This is a genomic window from Pseudomonas anguilliseptica, assembly GCF_900105355.1.
Lineage (GTDB): Bacteria > Pseudomonadota > Gammaproteobacteria > Pseudomonadales > Pseudomonadaceae > Aquipseudomonas > Aquipseudomonas anguilliseptica.
Genome location: NZ_FNSC01000001.1, coordinates 3,268,945 through 3,291,641, shown reverse-complemented (window position 1 = coordinate 3,291,641; position 22,697 = coordinate 3,268,945). Strand labels below are relative to the sequence as shown.

Genomic DNA, 22,697 nt, shown 5'->3' with positions numbered 1-22,697 from the left:
CAGCAACCAAGCCCGCTGCAACGGACCAACCGTCACTCGTCGCGGCGTAAATCCGGCGGGATTGGTAGCTCCGGCAGCGGCGCCGGACGCTTGCCCTTGCCAGCCTGGTACTGACGCAGCTGGTAGACGTAGGCGAGCACCTGAGCGATGGCCAAATACAGGCCGGCAGGGATTTCCTGATCCAGTTCGGTGGAATAGAACACGGCCCGCGCCAGCGCCGGCGACTCCAGCACCATGACCTTGTGCTCATTGGCGATTTCGCGGATTTTCAATGCAGTGAAGTCGCCACCCTTGGCCAGCAAGACCGGGGCGCTGCCTTTAGCAGGGTCATACTTCAAGGCCACGGCGAAGTGCGTCGGGTTGGTGATGACCACGTCGGCGTCGGGTACCGACTGCATCATGCGCCGCTCGGCCATCTCGCGCTGCAACTGGCGAATACGCTGCTTGACCTCAGGCTTGCCCTCGCTGTCTTTGTACTCGTCGCGTACTTCCTGCTTGGTCATCATCAGCTTCTGCTTACTGCTCCAGAGCTGAAACGGCACATCCACGGCAGCAATCAGAATCAGCCCACAGGACATCCACAACGCACTCCAGCCCACCACGGTCACGGCATGCAAAATGGCGGACTCAATTGGCTCATGGACAATCGCCAACAGATCGTCCTGCCAGGCCGACAGTACCGCAATACCCACCAGCAGAATCAGAATGAACTTGGCCAAGGCCTTGAGCAGCTCGACCAGCGCCTGCACGGAGAACATCCGTTTGAGCCCTGCCAGCGGGTTCATCCGACTCAACTTGGGCGCCATGGCTTCGGCAGAGAATATCCATCCACCCAGAGAAATCGGCCCCGCGATGGACACGATCAACAACAAGATAAACAGCGGAAACAACGCCTCAATCGCAATCTGCCCAGAAGCAGCAAACCACAACCCCATGCTGCGCTCATCCATGATCACGTCACGGGGTAGCGAGAAGTTGCCACGCATGATGTCGAGCATGGCGCTGCCCATGCTGCCACCGAAAGCCAGCATGCCGCCAAAGCCGCCGAGGGTCACCGCCAGGGTATTAAGCTCCTTGGAACGAGCAATTTGGCCCTTCTCACGGGATTCGCGCAGGCGTTTCTCCGTGGGTTCCTCGCTTTTATCGGCACCGCTTTCGGATTCGGCCATGGCTTAACTCGCCCGCGCCATTTCACGCAAGAATTGCAAAGCCTCGGTGGCAAATACCTGGTATTGCGCAAGGATATCGGCCATGCCGATCCAGACGATGACCAGACCCAACACAAGGGTCAGCGGGAAACCGATGGAGAAGATGTTCAACTGCGGCGCAGCGCGGGTCATCACCCCGAATGCCAGGTTGATCACCAACAGCGCGGTGATCGCCGGCAATACCAGAAGCAAGGCAGCGCCCAACACCCAGCCCAGCTTATTGGCAACTTCCCAGTAGTTTTCCACCAGAAAGCCACTGCCAACCGGCAGGGTGAAAAAGCTCTCAGTCAGTACTTCAAACACCACCAGATGAGCGTTCATGGCAAGAAACAGCAGGGTCACTAAGATCATGAACACCTGGCCGATCACCGGCACCGAAATACCATTAGCCGGATCGACCATGGAGGCAAACCCCAGCCCCATCTGCATGGCAACGATCTGCCCGGCAATCGCAAATACCTGGAAGAACAGCTGCAGAACAAACCCCAGCATCATGCCAATCAGAATTTCCTGAGCGATCCAGATAAATGCCTGCACGCTGATCGCATCAATAACCGGCATCGGCGGCAGGGTCGGCATGATCGCCAGACAAATGGCCAGGGACAGATACAGGCGCACCCACGCCGAAACCAGCGGGGTGCCGATGATCGGCATAAACATCAATAGCGCGGCAATACGAAACAGCGGCAGCAGAAAGCTGCCTACCCACGCACCGATCTGCTCATTGCTTAGCTCGAACATGTCAGCCGATCAACAGAGGAATATTCATGATCAAGGTCTCTGTGTACTCCATCAGCTCGCGTACCAGCCAAGGGCCGGCAAAGATCAGGGTGAGGAGGATCACCAGCAGGCGCGGTAGAAAACTCAAGGTCTGCTCGTTGATCTGCGTCGCGGCCTGGAACATCGCGACCAGCAACCCCACCATCAGGCTCGGCACCACCAGAATCGCCACAATCATGGCCGTCAGCCACAAGGCACCACGCAGCAGGTCAACGGCTATCTCGGGGGTCATGCTTAAGTACCTCCGAAGCTGGCGGCCAGAGTGCCCATGATCAGCGCCCAGCCATCAATCAACACAAACAGCATGATCTTGAACGGCAGGGAAATAATCAGTGGCGAAAGCATCATCATCCCCATCGCCATCAGAATACTGGCCACCACTAGGTCGATGATCAGAAACGGGATAAAGATCATAAAGCCGATCTGGAAGGCGGTTTTCAGCTCGGAGGTGACAAATGCCGGCACCAGAATGGTCAGTGGCGCCTCTTCCGGGCTGGCAATATCCGTGCGCTTGGACAGGCGCACAAACAGCTCCAGATCGCTTTCACGGGTCTGCGACAGCATAAAGTTCTTGATCGGCCCTTCGGCCTTGAGAATCGCTTCCTGCGCGGGCATCTGTTCGTTCAGATAGGGCTGCAGTGCCTCGCGGTTAATCTGATCGAACACCGGAGCCATGATAAACATGGTCAGAAACAGCGCCAGCCCGACCAGAATCTGGTTCGACGGCGTCTGCTGCAGCCCCAGGGCCTGACGCAGAATCGAGAAGACGATGATGATTCGGGTAAAGCTGGTCATCAGCATGACAAACGCTGGAATAAAGCTCAGCGCAGTCATGATCAGCAGGATCTGCAGGCTGACCGAATACTCCTGCTGCCCGGCCGTGTCGGTGCTCAGAGTAATTGCTGGGATAGACAGCGGGTTAGCGCCCGACTGAATCAAGGTGCTGGCAGTCGGCGGATCTGCAGCGAACGCAAGCGAAGCACTCAGGCTGAAAACCAGCACCCACAACAAACGTAGCATCAGGACTTGTCCTTCTGGTCCTTGCCCAACAGCTCCATCAGGCGCTGGGCAAACTCGGTCGAGGCTGGCTCGGCATCCGGCAAATGCACCGGCTCTTTCAGCACATGCAGCGAAGTGATATTGCCGGGCGTTAGCCCCAGCAACACCTGCTCGCTACCCACCTGCACCAGCACCAAACGATCACGCGGCCCCAGCGCCTGGGTTGCCAGGACTTTGATCACCTGACCGCCACGCGGCACGATCTGCTGTACCCGACGCATCAACCAAGCCAGCAGAAAGATCAAGCCGATCACCAGCAGCAGGCCCAGCAACAGCTGCACAAGCTGCCCACCCATGCCCGTTCCGGCAAGAGGCACAGCCGTTTGTACTGCCGGCTCCGCAGCCACTGCAGCGGCAGGTAGCGCCAGGCCCAGCAGAAGGATTCTATGCATGGTTAGCGCAGCTTCTTGATGCGTTCGCTAGGGCTGATCACGTCGGTCAGGCGAATGCCGAACTTCTCGTTCACCACCACCACTTCACCGTGAGCAATCAGGGTGCCATTGACCAGCACGTCCAATGGTTCACCGGCTAGGCGATCCAGTTCAACGACAGACCCTTGGTTAAGCTGCAGCAGGTTACGAATGGTGATATCGGTACTACCGACTTCCATGGAGATCGACACCGGGATATCCAGAATCACATCCAGATTCGGCCCATCCAGATTAACCGGCAGGTTCATCTTCGGCGCACTGTCGAACTCTTCCATTGGCGCACGTGGCGCCGCCGGCACTGGGTCGCTGGCGGCAAGCATGGCGTCGATATCGTCCTGCCCGGCATCGCCGGCCTCGGACAATGCAGCAGCCCACTCATCGGCAAGCGCCTGTTCTTCGGGGGAGCTGGCTTCGTTTTCGTTTTCGTCTGCCATCGTATTTCCTCGGCTGGCGTTGAATGGGGGGGATTAGCGGTTCCGCTCAATGGGGCCGAGCACCTGCAAAGCCAGTTTGCCTTTGTGCGCACCCACCTTGACCTTGAATGAGGGCACACCGTTGGCGCAGAGCACTACGCTCTCAGGCAGCTCCACCGGTATCACGTCACCGGGCTGCATATGCAGAATATCGCGCAGCTTCAGCTGACGACGGGCAACAGTCGCGCCCAGCGGTATGCTGACGCCGAGAATGTCTTCGCGCAGCGCCTTGATCCAACGCTCGTCTTGATCATCAACATCGGACTGAAAGCCTGCATCGAGCATCTCGCGGATCGGTTCGATCATCGAATACGGCATGGTGATATGCAGATCGCCGCCACCACCGTCCAGTTCGATATGAAAGGTGGACACTACGATCACTTCACTGGGACTGACGATGTTGGCCAACGCCGGGTTCACTTCCGAGTTGACGTACTCGAAGTTGATATCCATCACCGCGTGCCAGGCTTCCTTGAGGTCGATAAACGCCTGATCCAGCACCATGCGTACGACGCGCAGCTCGGTGGGGGTGAATTCGCGACCTTCGATCTTGGCGTGGCGACCGTCGCCACCGAAGAAGTTGTCCACCAGCTTGAACACCAGCTTGGCGTCGAGAATAAACAGACCGGTGCCACGCAGCGGCTTCATCTTTACCAGGTTCAGACTGGTCGGCACATACAGCGAGTGCACGTACTCGCCGAACTTCATCACCTGCACCCCACCCACCGCCACATCGGCGGAGCGACGCAGCAGATTGAACATGCTGATGCGGGTATAACGGGCAAAACGCTCGTTGATCATTTCCAGGGTCGGCATGCGCCCACGGACGATACGATCCTGGCTGGTCAGGTCATATTGTTTGACGCTACCGGGCTCGGCCTCATCTTCAGTGTCAACCAAACCATCGTCGACGCCATGCAGCAGGGCATCGATTTCATCCTGGGAAAGCAGGTCTTGCACAGCCATCTTCGGCTCCCGGTTACTGCAATACGATGTTGGTGAACAACACTTGCTCGACGGTCGTCTTGCCGGTCTCTTTTTCGGCCAGTTCCTGCACGCTGGCGGTGGCCTGCTGGCGCAGCATTTCCTTGCCTACCGGGGTAATCAAAGATGCAAAGTCCTGACCGGAAAACAACATCACCAGGCGGTTACGCAATACGGGCATATGCACCTTGAGCGCATCGAGAGCGGCCTGATCACGGGTCATCAGGGCCACACTGACCTGCATATAGCGGGCGCGGCCCTGATGGGTGAAATTCACCACGAAGGCCGGTGACAGTTCTTCATAGATCGCCGCCTGCTTGACTGGCACCGCAGGCTCGGCACTGGCTTCTGCCTTGGCCTCTTCAGCGCCGCCATCCTTCTTGCTCAAAAAGAACCAGGTGCCCCCCACGGAAAGGCCCACAGCCAGCAACACAGCAATAACGATGATAATGATCAGCTTCATTTTGCCGGCTGGTTTCGCCTCGGCATTTGCCGGCGCTGGGGCTGCTTCTTTCTTAGCCATGCCAATAATCCGTCGTTATTCGGAGTTCTATCCGTTTTCAAAGGGTTAAGAGCAAGTGTTATGCCAGTCTATTAACAAACCTGCTCAATACGAGTGGCGTAGCACCCCAAGGTGATACGACCAAGGCATCAGATAAATCCACGCCCCAAACAAAATCGCCCGACTCCCACACAATGGGAGCCGGGCGAAATGCAGTTTAGATCAGTGGGGCATGCAACTACAGCAGCAAGCGCTTCAGAACCCAATCAAAGCCAGCTGCGCGTCAGCTCTACTGCATAAAAAGCAGGCTTGGTAAGCCTGCTTTTCGGCTAACGCGCCTTAGCGCGATCGAAGGGCGAGTGCAACGAGTAGTGCTCATGCACAGCAGCACACTCCGCTTCCTCACCTGCCTTGACCAGCCGAAGGCTGTTACTACGCAGCGCCTTGCATGGCTCTAGCGGCCTGTCTGGTTAATCCAATAACTCATTCCGAATTACAGCCAGCTTTGCTCGATGCACGGAGCTGATAATCGACTCAGCCGTTTTGTTCCAGCGGAACGGCTTAGCCGAATGTTCGTTATGAGCCTCAATGAAGCGACGTATCGCCGCTCTCAGGTCAGCCACGCTGCTGAAGGCATCACGATAAAGCGCCCGTCTTTCCAGTTGCGCAAACCAGCCCTCCACGGCGTTCAGCCACGAGGCGCTGGTCGGTGTGAAGTGCAGCTTGAAACGGGGATGCTTCTCCAGCCATTCCCTGACGGCAGCGGTCTTGTGAGTCGAGCTGTTGTCCAGAATTACATGCAGGTCCAGCTCGGCGGGAGTGCTGCGGTCGATCTGTCGAAGGAACTCCAAAAACTCCTTGGCCCTGTGCCGCTGGGTGATACGGCCGATGACCTTACCCGTCAGGATGTCAAAGGCTGCGTACAGACTGGCCGTACCGTGGCGCTTATAGTCATGCGTCCGCCGCTCAATCTGCCCGGGCTTGAGCGGCAGCATGGGCTGTGTGCGGTCCAGCGCCTGGATCTGTGTTTTTTCGTCAACAGATAGCACCAGGGCGTTGTCGGGCGGATTCAAATAGAGCCCGACGACATCGACCACTTTGTCTGCAAAGTGCGGGTCGTTACTGATCTTGAAGGTTTTCAACCGGTGCGGCTTGAGGTCGGCAGCAGCCCACACCTGTGCGACCTGCCAGATGCTGACCCCAGCGTACTTGGCCATCAACCGTAGGCTCCAGTGGGTAGCTTCGCGCGGGACTCGCTGGGTCGTCAGCGTCAGGATTTCCTTGATCTTCGCTTCGTTGAGCTTGCGAGGCGCTCCACTGCGCCGCAGGTCACTCAGCCCCTCCAGACCGGTCTCCTGGTAGCGTTTACGCCATTTGAAGACCACTGGCGCAGAGACTTGCAGCTGCTCGCTGATCTCCTTGGGCGTGAGACCGTTGGCCAGCAGCAACAGAATTCTGGCCCGCTGGCCGATGCTCTGAGGCAGCGATCCCATGCGTAACCAGCCTTGCAGCATGTCGGCATCACTGGGACTCAAGAAGAATGGGGCTGCTGGCCGGGCCATATGGGAGCTCAATTCATGACGATAGAGCGCGCAGTATACTGGCCCGGCATTGGATTAACGAATTTTACAGACAGCTCACTAGCCTTTGAATACTGTAATGGACTCTCCCCGCGCCACAGTTCTATACCCAGAACCGCGGTGACTGAACAAAGGGAGAGGCGCGATGAAACGAATTGCGGTTGATCTGGCCAAGTCCGTTTACCAAGTTGCCGAGAGTGTCCGTTCCGGCCAGGTGGTGCAGCGCAAGCGGCTGAACCGAGAGGCGTTCAGGCGATATATACAGGAGCAAACTGAGCCGGTCGAGTGGGTGATGGAGGCTTGCGGCACGGCCCATTACTGGGGGCGCGTGGCACAGGCACTGGGCCATTCGATAAAGCTGATCCACCCGCGCTATGTACGCCCGTATCGACGCCGCAACAAAACCGACCGTAATGACTGTGATGCGATGCTGGAGGCCGCGCGCTGCAAGGATATCTATCCGGTGCCGGTGAAAACCCATGAGCAACAACTTGCCAGTGGTCGTCAACTCAGCGCCTGGCTGGGCCTGACACCACGCGAATTCAGTAGCGGCGACCGGCGCAAGTTGGGTCACATCAGCCGACAGGGCAACGTCTATGTGCGCACCTTGTTAATCCACGGCTCGCGAGCGGCCTTGCTGGCAGCACAGCGCTGTCAGGCTCGCTCACCGGAAAAACTGACCCAATTGCAACGCTGGGCCGTCGAGACGGCAGCCCGTATCGGCCACAACAAAGCGGCTGTAGCCCTGGCCAACAAGTTGGTCAGGATTTGCTGGGCCGTGTGGTGCCATGAGCGGCGTTTCAGTGGTAACTGGCAAAGCCTAAAGCCCGCCTGACGGCGGGGTAATCAGAAGGGAGAGATGGTTTTCTTGTGGTTGTGGTGAGCAGCAGCACTGTCGGAACAGGCGAGTCCTGCAGCGGAATAAGGCCGATAACAATCATGATCCGCGTGATCGATTGAACGCTTGGCCCCCGCTGCGCGAACTACAGAGTGGCCAGGGCGGTGAGCCCAAAACAGGCCGGATATACGAATGCAACCGCGCTGACGACAGGTGCAAAAGCAAAGCTTTGCTCACTACTTGTGGGGAGAGTCCATATAGGATTCTTAGGCGTAGTAATCAACCAAGCCTCGGGCACTCACAGACGTCGCGCGAGCAGATTCCACAGTACTCGAATGCAGCTCCTCATCCGCGCCAAGCAACGCACCGGAGGAGCCGCCGCGACCTTTGCCACCATCACCTTCCTGCCCTTGCCAGCCGCGGCTAAGCGACTGATCGGAGACGTTCACGTCGAGCTGGTTCATGCCCTGCTGGGCGAACAGCTCACGCAGACGGTGCATCTGCGCGTCCAGCGCTTCGCGCACTCCGGCATGCGGGCTGGCGAACGTCACCTGGCTCTGCTCCTGACTGACACTGATGCGCACCTCCAAACGGCCCAGTTCAGCTGGATCGAGCTGAATCTCAGCGGACTTGAGGTTCTGACTGGACATCACCATCACCCGATCCACCACCGCTTCACTCCAGCCTCCCTGCTGCATGGGCACCGGCTGCCCAACTACAACCGGCGCGCGTGCGGACAGCGGAGTCTGTTGAGCAATCGCCTGGCTCAGCACATTGAGCTTGCTGACAAAGTTCTCCGGTGTGTTATTCGCCGTACCTTCCTTCAGCGCCTCAAGGCCTTTGCCGGTGAGCACTTCGAGCTGCAATTCCGGCAGCTCCAGGGCTTCGCCCTCTACCGGCAGCTCATCCTGCATCATCTGGCTGGCCAACATAGTCTGACTAGCATTCTGTGTTGCCAGATTGGCCTGGGCCAAAGGCGCAGCAGCCTGTTCGGCAAGCGCCTTTTCCTTCGCCCCCATTTCCAATGCCATGCGCACCGCTGGCAGCTGGTTAAGCGCATCCAATTCAGCATCGAAGCTGGCTTCGGTCATACTCGCTGGGCCTGAGCTGGTCAGACTGCCGGTAGTAACCAGCAGTGGCGCAGGCTCGGGGTCCAGCGCCAGTTCTTCAACCTCCTCCACTGGCATCTCGCCGGTTATGCCGAGCAACAGCAGCGGATCCAGCACTGCGCCATCGCTTGCCGGGTCAGTCGGCAAAGGCTTGCCGCTATCGGCAACCTCGGCCTGCCCTGCGGCAGCGGGCACCTGTGGTTCCTGCGTCTCTTCTTGGTCAGCCTTGCTCTCACGCACAGGCTTGGCAGGTGCATCACTACGCTCTACCGCTTTGGCCTGACGCTCTTTGGCATACACCTCAGAGAAGCTAGAAGCCTCATTTCTATTGGGCTGCGCAGGTTTTTCCGGCGGCTTTGATGCAGCAGTCCTGGGCTTTACTTCAGGTGCCGACTTGAGCAGCAGATCGGGGGCAACGGACATGGATACTCTCCGCTCGGGGTTGGTCGTGTGGAGAGTTCTGCAAGGCGCGGGCCAACTTGTTGGCGGGCAGGTTCAGCAGGGGAAAATGCAGCAATCAGAGACAGAAGCTGCAAGACTAGTGCCGATAACGCTGTCGCTCGGACTTGAGAAGAATGCGCACGATGGCAAATTCACGCTCGATCTGCTCAACCAGATCAGGGGCCTGCTCCAGCTGCTCACGCCGCCCGGCCTCCTCCAGCTGCTTGCACAGCCCGGCCAACATCAGCGCGCCCATATTGCTGCAGCTGCCCTTGAAGCTGTGAGCTGCCAGGCGCAGGCTCTGCGCATCGGCTGCCCGCTCAGCCTGACGCAATACCAGCAGACGCTCTTCGGAGTCGACTAGGAAGGTATCCAGCAGAACCGGGTATTCATCTTCCATGACGTCCTGCAAAGCGGCCAATACCGCGCTATCAAGGTGAATATCGGACAACTGCTCGCTCCCCTCGCCTGTTGCCTTGGATTATGCCCCAGGCAACCAGGAAAACTCTACGCGCACCCCCGGTTCGCCGTCGCCCCAACTGCAACGCTCACTCAACTGCCTGACCAGCGCCAGCCCACGACCGCTCAAGCTATGGGCATCGCGGGGTTCTGTCGGCAATAGCTGCGCATCGAAGCCCGAACCACTGTCTTCAACCCGAACGATCAACCGTCCACCCAAGCCCTCAGGCAACAATTGCAGATGAAAGCGCACGTACCCATCGGTCAGCGCAGCCAATCGCACGCTGCGCTGACGGTAGTACTCGGCAAAACCCTCGGCATTTGCCTTGAGCGCCGAGTCCAGGCCCAACACACCATGCTCCAGAGCATTCGAATACAGCTCGGCCAGCACACTGAACAAGGTGCCGCCCTGAGGCCGCAAGCCCTGCACCTCAAGCAGCAACTGCAAGAGGAATGGTAATGGGTTGAAGTGCCGCAGGGTTTCTCCGCGAAACTCGAAGCTGGCCGACCAGTCCAGTGAATGGCTCTGGCCATTGTCGGCGAAGGCCAGCGGCGGGCGGCTCAGCTCGGTGTCATCGACCAGACTGACCTCAAGCAGACTGACGTCATCCTGCTGCTCGCCACTGAAATGGATCAGCGCCTGCTGGATCTCAGAGAACAGCGACGTAGGCTGCCGATTGGCAGCGAACACCTCAAGCAGACGCCCCTCCCCGAACAACTCGCCCTGCTTGTTACAGGCCTCCAGCACGCCATCGGAGAGCAGGAAAACCCGATCCCCCAGCGCCAGCGGATAAACCTCGTACTTGTCGTTGAATGCGGTCGGCTCCAGCACCCCCAACGGCAAATGCCGCGATACCAGCGGCAAGCGCTCGCCACTGCTGCGCAGCAGATGACCATCCGGCAGGCCACCGTTCCACACCTCTACCACCTGGCGCTGGAAACTGATATTCAGCACCGTGGCGCAGCAAAACACCCCGACCGGGAGAATGCGCTTGAGCTTGGCGTTGATCTCGCGCAGCACTTCAGCCAGCGAATAGCCCTTGGCCGTCATGCCGTAGAACACCTCAGCCAGCGGCATCGCACCAATCGCCGCAGGCAAGCCGTGGCCGGTGAAGTCCCCCAACAGCACATGCATGCCGCCGGACGGTTTGAACGCAGCCAGTAACAAGTCGCCGTTAAACACTGCATAGGGCGATTGCAGATAACGGATATTCGGCGCATCCAGACAACCGGAATGGGTGACCTTGTCGAACACCGCCTTGGCTACACGCTGCTCGTTGAGCAGGTGTTCGTTGTGCATGACAATCAGGTCGCGCTGCTGCAGCACGGTGTCCTGCAGGCGACGCAGGCGATCCATGGCCTTGATCTTGGCTTCGAGGATGACCCGGTTATAGGGCTTGGCCAGAAAGTCGTCACCACCGGCTTCCAGGCAGCGCACCAGGGCTTCGCCTTCGGTCAGTGAGGTCAGAAAGATGATCGGCACCAGCTCTTCGCCAGCCACCTGCTTGATTCGCCGCGCGGCTTCAAAGCCGTCCATGACCGGCATCAAGGCGTCCATCAGCACCAGCTGCGGACGCTCCTGCTCAAACAGCGCAACGGCTTCCAGGCCATTGCTGGCGGCCAGTACCCGATGCCCCTGACGGCTGACGATGGTCGACAGCAGCATGCGATCAGCCGCGTTGTCCTCGGCGATAAGAATGGACAGACGCTCTGGCATGACATGCGCCTCGATCAGGCGATTTTGAACAGCTGCTCGAAGTTCGAGATAGCCAAGATCTTGCGTACGTCCGGGTTGCAGTTGAGCAGACGGATCTGCGCACTGTCGCCACCCGCGTGATCACGCAACAGCAACAACATGCCGAGCGCCGAGCTGTCCAGGTAGGTGGTGTCCTTGAGGTCTACGACGTAACGCTGCGGGGTGGTGTTGACGCGTTCGTAGGCATTGCGAAATTCCTGATGCGCACCGAAATCGAAGCGTCCCTGAATCAGAATGGTCAGCTCTTGCCCATCGGATGAGGGCAGCGAGGTGATGGCCATGAATTACTCCTATCAACGAAAAGACCAGGCCGCACGTTCAGGTGGGCCAGACTGCGGGTTATGCATGATCAAGATGTAGCATCGCAATGCCCATGCGGCAACTGTTTCGGTTGAGTTGATATGTCGTCTTCAGTTTCAAGTAAACGGCAGTTCGCGCTCAAGGCTGCGAATCACGGGCGGATATACGCTGTGAAAGCTCATCCAGCAGTTTTTGCTCACGCTTGTCTTCAGCCAGTCGCGCTTCGTCCTGATAACGCTTGACCAGCTTGCGCAAACCCTCCAGGCGCGCATAACGCTGCTGCCAGACCTCGCGCACTTTTTCCATATTGGCGCGGTGCCAGTCGACGCTGTTGCGCTGCTGGCCAATGGCGGTTTCCAGCTGGGTAAGAAAACGCTGATAGTTCATCAGCCACTGACCGGAGACGCCGCGCTGACCTTCACTGATCCATTGCTGCTGGTAATCCCCACGGTAGCGTTCCAGATCGCCCAGCTGCACTTCGGCCTGACGCAGCAACCCCTGGCAACGCCCCAGCTGCAAGGCCGCTTCACGCTCGGCACGCTCGGCCATATCGACTACTGGCCCCAGGCGCGCTGCGCGGCTTTGCGCCATGGCTTAAGCGCCTGCTGCGGCAGGGTTGAAGGTCGCTGCCAGCTGCGCGCTGCTGCTTTCCAGGCTTTCGTTGTCCTGCAGGTTCTGCCGCAGGTACTTGACCATGGCCGGCTGGCGCGCGATGGCCAGGTCGGTGTCAGCATCGCCGCCGGGCACATAGGCGCCAACACTGATCAGGTCGCGGCTCTGCTGATAGCGTGACCACAGCTGCTTGAAGCGCTGCGACAGACGCAGGTGCTCTTCGCTGACCACCTGCGGCATCACCCGGCTGATCGAGGCCTCGATATCGATGGCCGGGTAATGCCCCTCCTCGGCCAAGCGGCGCGACAGCACGATATGGCCGTCGAGCACACCACGGGCGGCGTCGGCAATCGGGTCCTGCTGGTCGTCGCCCTCACTGAGCACGGTATAGAACGCGGTAATCGAGCCGCCGCCTTTCTCCGCATTGCCGGCGCGCTCGACCAGCTTGGGCAGGCGAGCAAACACCGAGGGCGGATAGCCTTTGGTTGCCGGTGGCTCGCCAATAGCCAGGGCGATTTCCCGCTGGGCCTGGGCGAAACGGGTCAGCGAATCCATCAGCAACAGGACGTTATTGCCCTTATCGCGGAAATACTCGGCAATGCGCGTGCAATACATCGCCGCACGCAGGCGCATCAGCGGCGCATCATCGGCCGGCGAGGCCACCACCACCGAGCGTTTGAGGCCCTCGTGGCCGAGGATCTCGTCAATAAACTCTTTTACCTCGCGGCCCCGCTCACCAATCAGCCCGACCACGATGATGTCGGCCTCGGTAAAGCGCGTCATCATGCCCAGCAGCACCGATTTACCCACACCGGTACCGGCAAACAGGCCAAGGCGCTGGCCACGCCCCACCGTCAGAAGACCATTGATTGAACGGATGCCGACATCCAGCGGTTCGCTGATCGGGTGGCGATTGAGCGGATTGATCGCCGGGCCATCCATCGGCACCCAGTCTTCCGCCTTCATGCCGCCTTTGCCATCGAGGGCGCGGCCGGTGCCATCGAGCACCCGCCCAAGCATCGACATGCCCATGGGCAGGCGCCCGGTATCCGGCAGCGGCACTACGCGGGCACCTGGAGCGATACCGGCCAGACTGCCGACCGGCATCAGGAAAATCTTGCCGTTGGAAAAGCCCATCACCTCGGCTTCGACCTGCACCGGGTGATAGCTGTCGTCGTTGATTACCAGGCAGCGGCTGCCCAGCGCGGCGCGCAGGCCTTCGGCTTCCAAGGTCAGACCAACCATGCGTAACAGGCGCCCTTCGACCAACGGCTGAGTTGGCAGCGCCACGGCCTCGCTGTAACCGGCCAGGCGTTTGGCGAAACTCACCCGATCAAGGCGCATCCGGGCTCGCCTGGCTATCTACCTGAGGAGTATCCAGCTGAGGCGCATCCTTCTGAGGAGCCGCATGCTGCTGCCCCCCCAGATCGGTATGCAGATCGGCCTCCAGCGGGTGCGCCGCCTGTTCGCGCTGTTGCTCGAACAACTGCTTGATGGCCTGATTCAGACGGGTTTCCACGGTGGCGTCGATACGGCTGAGTTCACTTTCCACCCGGCAACCGCCAGGCAGCAAGGAAGCGTCTTCGAGAATCCGCCAGCTCTCTTCGTGACGCTCACGCAGGGCCTTGATCATCTCGAAGTCTTGCGGATTGAGGTGAATACGGATGTTGCCAGTGCCCATCGGCAACAGCTTGAGCGCCTCGCTGAGCACCTGACGAATCTGACTGGAGTCGCTGACCAGCTCACGCTGAATCACCTGGCGCACCATCTGCCCGAGCAGACTGACCATGGCTTCCTCAAGCTGCTGATCCTGCTCGGCAATCGGCTCGAACAGTTGCGTCATCAACTGTTCCAGCCCAGCCAGTTTGGCGGCCAGGGCCATATCAGCTTCCTGCTTGGCCTTCAGTTGGCCGGCGTGGAAACCGTCCTTCTCACCGGTGGTAAAACCTTCGTTGTAAGCGTCCTGACGGATTGCCTCCAACTCATCCAACGTCAAGGGCTTGACGTCTTCCAGAGCCACTTCTTCGCTTTCGGCAGGCGCCTGCTCGCTCACCTCATCAGGCTGCTCGGACGCCTGCTCTTCTTCGCTAGGTTCAGGTATTTCGACTTCCGGGTCGAAGCTGGGCAGCGCCCACAGATCAACACCCTTGAGATCCTTGGCGCGAATCAGTTCGCTGGGCGGCTCTTTACTGGACATGGTTTAGACCATTTCCTCGCCACCTTTGCCACCCAGGACAATTTCCCCGGCTTCGGCCATACGCCTGGCGATGGTGAGGATTTCCTTCTGCGCGGTTTCCACGTCGCTGACGCGCACCGGCCCCTTGGCTTCCAGATCGTCGCGCAGCAGTTCGGCGGCACGTTTGGACATGTTCTTGAAGACTTTTTCCTTGATCGCCTCGTCGGCACCTTTGAGCGCAAGCACCAGCACGTCCGAAGACACCTCGCGCAGCAGCGCCTGGATGCCACGGTCGTCGACATCGGCAAGGTTGTCGAAGACGAACATCAGGTCCTCGATCTGGCTGGAGAGGTCTTCGTCGACTTCGCGGATCGAATCCATCAGCTGGCCTTCGACCGAGCTGTCGAGGAAGTTCATGATATCGGCGGCACGCTTGACCCCGCCGAGCGAAGCGCGGGTGGTGTTGGAGCTGCCAGAGAACTGCTTCTCGAGAATCTGGTTAAGTTCTTTTAGCGCCGCTGGCTGTACGGTATTCAGCGACGATACGCGCAGGACGATATCCAGGCGCACCTTGTGGTCGAAGTGGCCAAGCACTTCACCGGCCTGATCGGGATCGAGATAGGCCACCACAATCGCCTGAATCTGCGGGTGCTCGTAGCGAATCACGTCGGCAACGGCGCGCGGCTCCATCCATTTCAGGCTGTCCAAGCCACTGGTGCTGCCGCCGAGAAGGATACGGTCGATTAGGTTGCCGGCTTTGTCTTCGCCCAGTGCCTGAGTCAGCATTTTGCGGATATAACCATCGGCTCCGACGCCCAGGCTGGTCTGATCGCCGACGATATCGACGAACTCGCCCATCACCTGTTCGACCTGCTCACGCTGGATATTGCGCATACCGGCCATGGCCACGCCGACCCGCTGCACTTCCTTCGGCCCGAGGTGGCGCAGCACCTGAGCCGCATCGGTTTCGCCCAGCGACAGCAGCAGAATCGCAGCCTTGTCGACCTTGTTCAATTTAGTGGCGGTTCGATTTTCACTCATCGGCGTTAATCCACTCTTTCACAACCTGGGCTACGCGGCCTGGGTCTTCAGCGACCAGGCTCTTGATGGCGTTCAGTTGTGCATCATACCCCTCACTCGGGCTCGGCAGGAGGATGCTTTGCGGGCCGCCCAGGCTCACGCGATCCTCGGCCAGATCGCCACCCAGAGCGCCCATTTCACCCAGCTCGACATCACCATCGCGGCCATCGCCCTGACCTTTGCCACCATTGGTGATGTTGTTGAGCACAGGCCGCAGCACACCGAACACCAATATGAGGATAAACAGCACGCCGAGCACTTGCTTGACCACATCCCAGAACCACGGCTGGGTATAGAACGGAATATCAATCATCTCCTCGCCCAGCTCGGCGGAGAACGGCGTATTGATCACGCTGACGCTGTCACCACGGCTGGCGTCGAAACCCACCGAGTCCTGCACCAGGCGGGTAAAGCGCGCCAGGTCATCGCTGCTCCATGGCACCCGAGTGGTTTCGCCAGTGGCCGCATCGACCTTAACCTGATCGTCGACCACCACCGCTACCGACAGCCGGCGCAGACGGCCCTGCTGCTGCTTGGTGTAGCTGATCGAACGATCCAGCTCGAAGTTGCGGGTGGATTGTTCGCGCTTGTCCGCCGGATACGGCGCCAGCATGGCCAGGCCGGTGGCCGGGTCAATGATCTGCGCACCGTTGGCGTCCAGCAGTGGCTGGCCTGGCGCGACCGGGCCAGGCACTGCCGCAGCACCGCCCGCTTGCTCAGGTGCGGCGGCCGCACCGAGTGGCTGATTGCTCAGCGCACCCGGCACACCTTGCGGCGGCAGGCTGCTGGTACGCTGTTCGTTGACCGACTGCTCACTGCGCAGCGCCGGTTGATCCGGGTTGAACATTTCCGAGGTGGATTCCACCGCGCTGAAATCCACATCAGCCGACACTTCAGCCTTGTAGCGGCCCGAACCCAGCACTGGCTGCAGAATGTTGTGCACGCGCTGGGTAAACAGGCTTTCCATGCGGCGGCTGTAATCAAATTGCTTACCGGCCATGGTCAGCTCGGACATTTCCTGAATATCCGAGAGCAGGTTGCCCTTCTGGTCGACCACGGTGACCTGGGCCTTGTTCATTTCTGGCACGCTGCTGGCAACCAGATTGACGATCGCCATCACCTGGCTCGGCTCCAGGCCGCGCCCGGAATACAACTCAACCAGTACTGAGGCGCTGGGCTTGCGCTCATCACGGACGAACACCGAGCTTTTCGGGATGGCCAGGTGCACCCGTGCAGACTTGACGTTATTCAGGCTGGCAACCGTACGCGCAAGCTCACCTTCCAGGCCACGACGGTAGCGGGTGGCTTCCATAAACTGACTGGTGCCCAGGCCTTGCTCCTGGTCGAGGATTTCAAAGCCGACGCTATTGTCCTTGGGCGCAACGCCAGCAGCGGCCAGGCGCATACGCGCCCGCGCCAGGTCATCGGACTTGACCAGCAGCGCGCCGGAGTTGGGCTCCACGGTGTACTTGATACTGGCAGCGTCCAGCGTCTCCATCACCTGAGACGCATCCATGCCGTCGAGGCTGCCGTACAGTGGGCGGTAATCGGGTTGCTGCGACCACAGCACCACGGCAAAACCGATCGCCACACTGGCGGCCAGACCAACCAGCAAACAGATCTGCCGCAACATCGACATATCGGAGAGGTTTTCCAGAAAGGTCAGGCCGAACAACGGTTTCTTCGGCTCATCACCACCGGTGGTGGCAGGTACGTTTGCAGCGACGGCTTCAGCCATGATTCAGCCCTACCCTTAAACCGGCATCCGCATAATGTCTTGATAGGCCTGAACCAGCTTGTTGCGCACCTGGGTCATAGCCTGAAAGGAAACGCTGGCTTTTTGCGAAGCGATCATCACGTCCGTCAAATCCACGCCACTGGTGCCCATTTCAAAGGCTGTGGCCAGCTTGTTGGAGGCTTGCTGGGTTTCGTTGACCTTGCCCACTGCCTGCCCGAGCATCTCGGAAAAGCTCGGCGCACCGGGCTCCGGAGTGCTGGCTACAGGCTTCTGACGCGCCATGGCGTCGGCCTGCATGGAACGCATTTCCAGCATCAAGCGATTGAATTCAACACCCTGGCTCATCACTACCTCCACTGGCCGCGTTTTTTTGACGCTTCGCGGCGTTTGCAGAGGTATTGCAACAAGGGTGCCAGATTTCGAACAGGGCCTTAGGGCCTATTTGCGCGCCTGCGAGCGGAGATACAGCGCTTCGACCTTATCCCGCGCCCAGGGCGTCTTGCGCAAGAAGGTCAGGCTGGACTTGATGCTCGGGTCGCTCTTGAAACAGCGGATATCAATCCGCTCGGCCAACCCATCCCAGCCGTACCGGGCAACCAGAGCGGTGAGAACGGCTTCAAGGGTCACGCCATGCAGCGGGTCTTTCGGTGATTGAGTCATGCAAAACCTGTACGGACAGCTCGATTAAGGCAAACCCCGCCACCTTAGCCAAACCAGTGGCCAATCGAAAGCGCGGCGCGCGGCCTGAAAGTTTATTGCGAGCATAAAAATGGCTGGGAGCCCTTCTTAACGTGCATAGCGACGCGGCCCACTGAGTGCGCCCTGATAGCAGGCAGGCCATAAAAAATTGTCTGGAACAATTTTTAACGCCGCCTCGCGACGGCCCGAAGGGTGGCGGCCATGGATGGCCAGCCATAAAAAAACCGGCCCGACACCAAAGGTGTGGGCCGGCGAAGCGCTATCGGGTCGCACGCACATCACCGCGAAGCAGGTCCGCGGGGCAACTGAGCGACCAGTCAGTTGCCAGGTATCTCAATCCATCAGACCGACTGGTATTCCTTCTCGGCTTCATCGAAGCGCTTGATCATGCTGGCCGATGGGCCGCTGCCGATCTTGCTGAATACCAGAATGGCGAGGGTGGCGAAGATAAAGCCCGGGATGATTTCGTACAGCCCCAGGTGACCGAGGAAGTTCTTCCACAGGATCACGGTCAGGGCGCCGACCAGCATGCCGGCCAACGCGCCGTTGCGGGTCATCTGCTTCCAGACCAGCGAGAGGATCACCACCGGACCGAACGCAGCACCGAAGCCTGCCCAGGCGTAGGACACCAGGCCCAGCACGCGGTTTTCCGGGTTGGCGGCCAGCATGATGGCGACGATCGCAATCAGCAGCACCATGCCACGGCCGACCCATACCAGCTCGGTCTGCGAAGCACCTTTACGCAGGAAAGCCTTGTAGAAGTCTTCAGTCAGGGCGCTGGAGCACACCAGCAACTGGCAGCTCAGGGTGCTCATGACCGCAGCCAGGATGGCGGACAACAGGATGCCAGCAATCCACGGGTTGAATAGCAGCTTGGCCAGTTCGATAAATACGCGCTCCGGGTTCTCGGTTACCGGGCCAGCGAGATCCGGGTTGGCGGAGAAGTACGCAATACCGAAGAAGCCCACAGCCACGGCACCCGCCAGGGTCAGGATCATCCAGGTCATGGAGATACGGCGGGCTGCCGGGATCGACTTCACCGAGTCAGCCGCCATAAAGCGCGCCAGAATGTGCGGCTGGCCGAAATAGCCCAGGCCCCAGGCCATAAGCGAGATCACGCCAACAAAGGTCGCACCCTTGAGCATGTCGAAGCTGGTCGCATCTTTCAGCTCGATCGCCGCGAAGGTCGCATCGGCACCGCCGGTGGCAATCAGCACCACGACCGGGGTGAGGATCAGCGCGAAGATCATCAGGGTGGCCTGCACGGTGTCAGTCCAGCTTACCGCCAGGAAACCACCGATAAAGGTGTAGGCGATGGTCGCTGCAGCACCGGCCCACAGCGCAGTCTCGTAGGACATGCCGAAGGTGCTTTCAAACAGACGGGCACCGGCCACAACGCCCGAGGCGCAGTAGATGGTGAAGAACACCAGAATCACCAGCGCGGAGAAAATGCGCAGCACGCGGCTGCTGTCCTCGAAGCGGTGCGTGAAGTAATCCGGCAGGGTCAGGGCGTTGCCGTTGTGCTCGGTCTGCACGCGCAGACGGCCAGCAACAAACAACCAGTTCAGGTATGCACCGACAATCAGGCCGATGGCGATCCAGCCTTCGGACAGACCAGACAGGTATACCGCACCCGGCAAGCCCATCAGCAGCCAGCCGCTCATGTCCGATGCACCTGCCGACAGGGCGGTGACGAAACTGCCCAGGCTACGACCGCCCAGGATGTAGTCGGAAAGGTTCTTGGTGCGCATGTACGCGAACAGGCCAATCAGCACCATGAGTGCGATGTACACCACGAAGGTGACGAGCATCGGAGTATTTGCAGTCATTGGGGAGCTCCCCTCTTGATTGTTGTTATTCAAGCAACAGGGAGTAGCCCCCATCGCCAATGTGGCATTGCACGCCTGCCTATGCAGGTGAAGCCGGTTACCGCAACCGAGGCACAAAGAACCTGCTTACGATCTGCGGCGCGCCTTCTCTGCTGGACTAAAAACCGCCCTGCAACGCTTGAGCTCGCGAGATCGTAAAAAGGCTTTAAGGCCCCAATACAACAACGGGCGTATGCCGCAAGACATTCGCCCGTGAAAATCCTTTTAATTACCTGCCAGCGCCTGACACCTGACCAGGCCCTGCGCGCATTCAAGGTTCTGACAACCGCTGCACGCCGGTAAAAACTCAGCACCACTCACCACGGCCTGCACAGGCGCAATTTCGGACAAGGTCAGACGGGCTATTACGATCACGCCTTATCCCTTTATTTGCTCACTGTCTGTATTAGGTCTAGCCCAACTCACAGGCTTGCCGGAGCAAGCCGATGGGCAGAAACCTGCGCACCGCGTAAATCGAGCACGGAATTTAGTGGCAGAGGCATGACCGCTTCTTACAAAAAACTCTGGAGTTTTTGCAGAAAACTCCAGGCACAGGAACTTACTGCAAACAGCTGTTTAAAGCGCAACGCTAGACTCCTTGTGGATTACAGCCATCCATCGCCGCTTGTACCACGCGTGTAACGGCCATCTAGACTGCATCCATAAAGCTGGAGGTGTGTGTTGCAGAGCGAAGCATCCGATTACTCAATCTACCGGCGCGTAGTCTCGCAGTTGATGCAAGGCGAAGAGCAATTGCCCAGCCTGCCGACCATTACCCTGGATATCCGCCGTGCCCTGGGTGACCCGGATATTTCGCTAAAAGATTTGGTGCGCCTGATCAGCCGCGACCCGGCCCTAAGCGCCCTGCTCATGAAGCATGCGTCCAGCGCGTTGTATCGGCATACCTTGGCGCCCAAGACGCTGCACGAAGTGATCGGCCTGCTTGGCATGGGTGAAGTCGACCGAATCACCATGGTGCACAGCATCAAAAGCCTGTTCACCTTGCACAGCCCAGGGCATAAACGCTTGTTTGTCGATGCTTGGGAGCGCCTGGTAATCAAAGCCAGCACCAGCGCCATGCTGGCACGCCTGCTGGGCCATGTGACGGCGGAACACGCCCTGCTGGCCAGCCTGCTCAGCGAAGTGGGCACTCTGGCCGTACTCTCGGCGTTCAGAAATGAAAGCGTAACGCCCTCCAGCGAGCTGTATTACAAGCTGTGCCGCGAATACAGCAAATCGCTCGGCATTATCGTGCTGAAGAAATGGTCAGTGGATAACGAATATATCGAGATCATCCGCGACACTGGCAACTGGCAACTGGCAGCGCAGCCCAGGACATAACCTGCAATTGCTCGATCTGGTCAACCTGGCGCTCTACCACGCCATAAAGGAACGCACCCCTGACGCTGACCTGCCGCCCCTGCAAGAGCTGGCCACCTACCAGAAGCTGATGCCGCCGCAGGACTTTATCGGTGAGAACGGCGAACTCAGCCTGGTGATCAGCCACCGCGCCGATATTCTGGCGATTGCCCAGACCTTGCGCTAAGCACACTGAAAGCAGAGCATCTGCACCGCTCATACGGCATACGAACGCAACTCAGGGACGAGACACAGATGATCATCGGACATGCGCCAGCAGCCTACATCGCTGCAGCGCTCTTACACAGCAAGCTTTTCGCTGCACGTCTTCCTGCCAAGGCTTTTATCTGCGCGGGACTACTGGGTGGCGTCGCCCCTGATCTGGATATGCTGTATTTCCATCTGATCGACCAACGCCAGCATCATCACCACACCTACTTCAGCCATTGGCCAATAGCCTGGATCGGCGCTCTGATACTCAGCCTGATTGTTTACCGACAGGGTGATCGCAGGAAAGCAGCCTTACTGGCCAGCACCTTTTGTGCTGCTGGTGTGCTGCATCTACTACTCGACAGCATCGTGGGCGATATCTGGTGGTTCGCGCCCCTGGTAGACCAACCCTATGCGCTCTTTAGCGTACCCGCGCGGTTCAGCCCCTGGTGGCTGAATTTCCTACTGCATTGGTCCTTTGCCCTGGAGTTAGGGCTGTGGGCATGGGCAGTTCTGCTCTACCGCCGACGTAGCAAAGTCTCGATCCACAACCAGGCCAGCGCGTCGGTATAAATCCGTAGTCCTTCGTCCAACCTGACACCGAGACAACACACTAACGATCAATCACCTGTGCGCGCATGGGCGCAAGCCGCGCCAGCAGGCGGTTCTGCGCAGGCATGGGCACGCCTTGAGCACTCATTGCCTCCTGCAGGTTTTCCACTAGGGCGTTGAAGTCACTGGGGGTGAGGTTCTGGCCCTTGTGGCTTTCTTCCATGCTGTCGCCGGTGTAGGTGCACGGGCCGCCGGCTTCGACGCAAACCTGCTCCACCAGCTTGTCGCGCAGGCGCACGATGTCGATATTCTCGAAATGCCGGACGATGCGCGCATCGGCGGCAATATTCAGCAGCATGCCTTCGACAATCCGGGTAATCCCGGCCTGCCCACCCAGGTCACGGTACAGGCTGTCGTCTTTCGGCGGCTGCAGGGCACAGGCTGCCAGGCTCAGAACAACGACCAGCAGCAGACTGCGCATGC

Annotated in this window: 26 protein-coding genes; 4 read left to right on the top strand and 22 right to left on the bottom strand. The window is 59.2% G+C overall.

Features of this window, described 5'->3' with window-relative positions; all coding sequences use genetic code 11:
* Positions 1 to 32: 32 nt before the first annotated feature.
* The 9 genes from flhB to BLW24_RS15870 form a co-directional block, all read right to left on the bottom strand.
* Positions 33 to 1,169 carry a flagellar biosynthesis protein FlhB gene (flhB, locus tag BLW24_RS15910; protein ID WP_090383849.1) on the bottom strand — a complete coding sequence of 379 codons (1,137 nt, stop codon included), beginning with the start codon at positions 1,167 to 1,169 and terminating at the stop codon, positions 33 to 35.
* A gap of 3 nt (positions 1,170 to 1,172) precedes the next feature.
* Positions 1,173 to 1,949, bottom strand: a complete 777-nt coding sequence (gene fliR, locus BLW24_RS15905) for a flagellar biosynthetic protein FliR (protein ID WP_090383846.1) — start codon at positions 1,947 to 1,949, stop codon at positions 1,173 to 1,175.
* Between the two features lies 1 nt (position 1,950).
* Positions 1,951 to 2,220 carry a flagellar biosynthesis protein FliQ gene (gene fliQ / locus BLW24_RS15900; RefSeq protein ID WP_090383839.1) on the bottom strand — a complete coding sequence of 90 codons (270 nt, stop codon included), beginning with the start codon at positions 2,218 to 2,220 and terminating at the stop codon, positions 1,951 to 1,953.
* 2 nt (positions 2,221 to 2,222) lie between these two features.
* On the bottom strand, positions 2,223 to 3,008 hold the full coding sequence (fliP, locus tag BLW24_RS15895; protein WP_090383833.1) for a flagellar type III secretion system pore protein FliP: 786 nt from the start codon (positions 3,006 to 3,008) through the stop codon (positions 2,223 to 2,225).
* Positions 3,008 to 3,439, bottom strand: a complete 432-nt coding sequence (gene fliO, locus BLW24_RS15890) for a flagellar biosynthetic protein FliO (protein WP_090383829.1) — start codon at positions 3,437 to 3,439, stop codon at positions 3,008 to 3,010. Before fliO ends, fliP begins: the two co-directional genes overlap by 1 nt.
* Before the next feature lie 2 nt (positions 3,440 to 3,441).
* Positions 3,442 to 3,912: a flagellar motor switch protein FliN gene (gene fliN / locus BLW24_RS15885; RefSeq protein ID WP_090383823.1), complete on the bottom strand. Its 471-nt coding sequence runs from the start codon at positions 3,910 to 3,912 to the stop codon at positions 3,442 to 3,444.
* 33 nt (positions 3,913 to 3,945) lie between these two features.
* The gene (fliM, locus tag BLW24_RS15880) at positions 3,946 to 4,917 is read right to left on the bottom strand and encodes a flagellar motor switch protein FliM (RefSeq protein ID WP_090383819.1); all 972 of its coding nucleotides are present in this window, start codon (positions 4,915 to 4,917) and stop codon (positions 3,946 to 3,948) included.
* A gap of 13 nt (positions 4,918 to 4,930) precedes the next feature.
* Positions 4,931 to 5,458: a flagellar basal body-associated protein FliL gene (gene fliL, locus BLW24_RS15875; RefSeq protein ID WP_090383813.1), complete on the bottom strand. Its 528-nt coding sequence runs from the start codon at positions 5,456 to 5,458 to the stop codon at positions 4,931 to 4,933.
* Between the two features lie 449 nt (positions 5,459 to 5,907).
* Entirely contained in the window at positions 5,908 to 6,999 is a 1,092-nt protein-coding gene (locus tag BLW24_RS15870) for an IS630 family transposase (protein ID WP_090383808.1), read from the bottom strand.
* A 163-nt stretch (positions 7,000 to 7,162) separates the two neighbouring features.
* Here BLW24_RS15870 and BLW24_RS15865 point away from each other — a divergent pair, with 163 nt between their 5' ends.
* Positions 7,163 to 7,852, top strand: a complete 690-nt coding sequence (locus BLW24_RS15865) for a transposase (protein ID WP_090383805.1) — start codon at positions 7,163 to 7,165, stop codon at positions 7,850 to 7,852.
* A gap of 269 nt (positions 7,853 to 8,121) precedes the next feature.
* On the opposite strand, the gene BLW24_RS15860 is transcribed toward BLW24_RS15865, so the two are convergent.
* The 12 genes from BLW24_RS15860 to putP all read right to left on the bottom strand — a co-directional run bounded on the left by BLW24_RS15860 (position 8,122) and on the right by putP (position 20,054).
* Complete coding sequence (locus BLW24_RS15860; RefSeq protein ID WP_090383802.1) at positions 8,122 to 9,387, bottom strand: flagellar hook-length control protein FliK; 1,266 nt, start codon at positions 9,385 to 9,387, stop codon at positions 8,122 to 8,124.
* A gap of 115 nt (positions 9,388 to 9,502) precedes the next feature.
* Entirely contained in the window at positions 9,503 to 9,856 is a 354-nt protein-coding gene (locus tag BLW24_RS15855) for an Hpt domain-containing protein (RefSeq protein WP_090383797.1), read from the bottom strand.
* Positions 9,857 to 9,886: 30 nt separating this feature from the next.
* Complete coding sequence (locus tag BLW24_RS15850) at positions 9,887 to 11,581, bottom strand: fused response regulator/phosphatase (protein ID WP_090383791.1); 1,695 nt, start codon at positions 11,579 to 11,581, stop codon at positions 9,887 to 9,889.
* Positions 11,582 to 11,595: 14 nt separating this feature from the next.
* Positions 11,596 to 11,901 (bottom strand): STAS domain-containing protein, encoded by a 306-nt coding sequence (locus tag BLW24_RS15845; RefSeq protein ID WP_090383787.1) that lies wholly within the window; start codon positions 11,899 to 11,901, stop codon positions 11,596 to 11,598.
* Between the two features lie 157 nt (positions 11,902 to 12,058).
* The gene (fliJ, locus tag BLW24_RS15840) at positions 12,059 to 12,511 is read right to left on the bottom strand and encodes a flagellar export protein FliJ (protein ID WP_090383784.1); all 453 of its coding nucleotides are present in this window, start codon (positions 12,509 to 12,511) and stop codon (positions 12,059 to 12,061) included.
* A 3-nt stretch (positions 12,512 to 12,514) separates the two neighbouring features.
* Positions 12,515 to 13,876: a flagellar protein export ATPase FliI gene (fliI, locus tag BLW24_RS15835; RefSeq protein WP_090383781.1), complete on the bottom strand. Its 1,362-nt coding sequence runs from the start codon at positions 13,874 to 13,876 to the stop codon at positions 12,515 to 12,517.
* Complete coding sequence (gene fliH, locus BLW24_RS15830; protein ID WP_090383775.1) at positions 13,866 to 14,729, bottom strand: flagellar assembly protein FliH; 864 nt, start codon at positions 14,727 to 14,729, stop codon at positions 13,866 to 13,868. The genes fliI and fliH overlap by 11 nt, the downstream gene beginning before the upstream one ends.
* Positions 14,730 to 14,732: 3 nt before the next feature.
* Positions 14,733 to 15,749 carry a flagellar motor switch protein FliG gene (gene fliG / locus BLW24_RS15825; protein ID WP_090383770.1) on the bottom strand — a complete coding sequence of 339 codons (1,017 nt, stop codon included), beginning with the start codon at positions 15,747 to 15,749 and terminating at the stop codon, positions 14,733 to 14,735.
* Positions 15,742 to 17,526: a flagellar basal-body MS-ring/collar protein FliF gene (gene fliF, locus BLW24_RS15820; protein ID WP_090383761.1), complete on the bottom strand. Its 1,785-nt coding sequence runs from the start codon at positions 17,524 to 17,526 to the stop codon at positions 15,742 to 15,744. Before fliF ends, fliG begins: the two co-directional genes overlap by 8 nt.
* A gap of 15 nt (positions 17,527 to 17,541) precedes the next feature.
* Complete coding sequence (gene fliE / locus BLW24_RS15815) at positions 17,542 to 17,871, bottom strand: flagellar hook-basal body complex protein FliE (RefSeq protein ID WP_090383755.1); 330 nt, start codon at positions 17,869 to 17,871, stop codon at positions 17,542 to 17,544.
* 93 nt (positions 17,872 to 17,964) lie between these two features.
* Complete coding sequence (locus BLW24_RS15810; RefSeq protein ID WP_090383750.1) at positions 17,965 to 18,186, bottom strand: VF530 family protein; 222 nt, start codon at positions 18,184 to 18,186, stop codon at positions 17,965 to 17,967.
* A 380-nt stretch (positions 18,187 to 18,566) separates the two neighbouring features.
* The gene (gene putP / locus BLW24_RS15805; protein WP_090383745.1) at positions 18,567 to 20,054 is read right to left on the bottom strand and encodes a sodium/proline symporter PutP; all 1,488 of its coding nucleotides are present in this window, start codon (positions 20,052 to 20,054) and stop codon (positions 18,567 to 18,569) included.
* Between the two features lie 720 nt (positions 20,055 to 20,774).
* Here putP and BLW24_RS15800 point away from each other — a divergent pair.
* The 3 genes from BLW24_RS15800 (at position 20,775) to BLW24_RS15795 (ending at position 22,235) form a co-directional block, all read left to right on the top strand.
* Positions 20,775 to 21,434, top strand: a complete 660-nt coding sequence (locus BLW24_RS15800; RefSeq protein ID WP_208600185.1) for an HDOD domain-containing protein — start codon at positions 20,775 to 20,777, stop codon at positions 21,432 to 21,434.
* A 7-nt stretch (positions 21,435 to 21,441) separates the two neighbouring features.
* Entirely contained in the window at positions 21,442 to 21,639 is a 198-nt protein-coding gene (locus tag BLW24_RS26210) for a hypothetical protein (RefSeq protein WP_208600184.1), read from the top strand.
* A 68-nt stretch (positions 21,640 to 21,707) separates the two neighbouring features.
* Entirely contained in the window at positions 21,708 to 22,235 is a 528-nt protein-coding gene (locus BLW24_RS15795) for a metal-dependent hydrolase (protein WP_090383741.1), read from the top strand.
* A gap of 40 nt (positions 22,236 to 22,275) precedes the next feature.
* Here BLW24_RS15795 and BLW24_RS15790 read toward each other — a convergent pair whose 3' ends face one another.
* Positions 22,276 to 22,695, bottom strand: coding sequence for a group I truncated hemoglobin (locus tag BLW24_RS15790; RefSeq protein ID WP_090383734.1), 420 nt, complete (start codon positions 22,693 to 22,695; stop codon positions 22,276 to 22,278).
* Positions 22,696 to 22,697: the final 2 nt, after the last annotated feature.

Bases quoted from the DNA above. Each gene is read 5' to 3' on its own strand.
- fliL (WP_090383813.1), bottom strand. From the start codon at position 5,458: ATGGCTAAGAAAGAAGCAGCCCCAGCGCCGGCAAATGCCGAGGCGAAA.
- fliG (WP_090383770.1), bottom strand. From the start codon at position 15,749: ATGAGTGAAAATCGAACCGCCACTAAATTGAACAAGGTCGACAAGGCT.
- fliN (WP_090383823.1), bottom strand. From the start codon at position 3,912: ATGGCAGACGAAAACGAAAACGAAGCCAGCTCCCCCGAAGAACAGGCG.
- fliO (WP_090383829.1), bottom strand. From the start codon at position 3,439: ATGCATAGAATCCTTCTGCTGGGCCTGGCGCTACCTGCCGCTGCAGTG.
- flhB (WP_090383849.1), bottom strand. From the start codon at position 1,169: ATGGCCGAATCCGAAAGCGGTGCCGATAAAAGCGAGGAACCCACGGAG.
- BLW24_RS15845 (WP_090383787.1), bottom strand. From the start codon at position 11,901: ATGGCCATCACCTCGCTGCCCTCATCCGATGGGCAAGAGCTGACCATT.
- fliR (WP_090383846.1), bottom strand. From the start codon at position 1,949: ATGTTCGAGCTAAGCAATGAGCAGATCGGTGCGTGGGTAGGCAGCTTT.
- fliP (WP_090383833.1), bottom strand. From the start codon at position 3,008: ATGCTACGTTTGTTGTGGGTGCTGGTTTTCAGCCTGAGTGCTTCGCTT.
- putP (WP_090383745.1), bottom strand. From the start codon at position 20,054: ATGACTGCAAATACTCCGATGCTCGTCACCTTCGTGGTGTACATCGCA.
- BLW24_RS15810 (WP_090383750.1), bottom strand. From the start codon at position 18,186: ATGACTCAATCACCGAAAGACCCGCTGCATGGCGTGACCCTTGAAGCC.
- BLW24_RS15850 (WP_090383791.1), bottom strand. From the start codon at position 11,581: ATGCCAGAGCGTCTGTCCATTCTTATCGCCGAGGACAACGCGGCTGAT.
- fliF (WP_090383761.1), bottom strand. From the start codon at position 17,526: ATGGCTGAAGCCGTCGCTGCAAACGTACCTGCCACCACCGGTGGTGAT.
- BLW24_RS15790 (WP_090383734.1), bottom strand. From the start codon at position 22,695: ATGCGCAGTCTGCTGCTGGTCGTTGTTCTGAGCCTGGCAGCCTGTGCC.
- fliQ (WP_090383839.1), bottom strand. From the start codon at position 2,220: ATGACCCCCGAGATAGCCGTTGACCTGCTGCGTGGTGCCTTGTGGCTG.
- fliE (WP_090383755.1), bottom strand. From the start codon at position 17,871: ATGAGCCAGGGTGTTGAATTCAATCGCTTGATGCTGGAAATGCGTTCC.
- fliH (WP_090383775.1), bottom strand. From the start codon at position 14,729: ATGTCCAGTAAAGAGCCGCCCAGCGAACTGATTCGCGCCAAGGATCTC.
- BLW24_RS15865 (WP_090383805.1), top strand. From the start codon at position 7,163: ATGAAACGAATTGCGGTTGATCTGGCCAAGTCCGTTTACCAAGTTGCC.
- fliI (WP_090383781.1), bottom strand. From the start codon at position 13,876: ATGCGCCTTGATCGGGTGAGTTTCGCCAAACGCCTGGCCGGTTACAGC.
- BLW24_RS15870 (WP_090383808.1), bottom strand. From the start codon at position 6,999: ATGGCCCGGCCAGCAGCCCCATTCTTCTTGAGTCCCAGTGATGCCGAC.
- BLW24_RS15795 (WP_090383741.1), top strand. From the start codon at position 21,708: ATGATCATCGGACATGCGCCAGCAGCCTACATCGCTGCAGCGCTCTTA.
- fliJ (WP_090383784.1), bottom strand. From the start codon at position 12,511: ATGGCGCAAAGCCGCGCAGCGCGCCTGGGGCCAGTAGTCGATATGGCC.
- BLW24_RS15860 (WP_090383802.1), bottom strand. From the start codon at position 9,387: ATGTCCGTTGCCCCCGATCTGCTGCTCAAGTCGGCACCTGAAGTAAAG.
- fliM (WP_090383819.1), bottom strand. From the start codon at position 4,917: ATGGCTGTGCAAGACCTGCTTTCCCAGGATGAAATCGATGCCCTGCTG.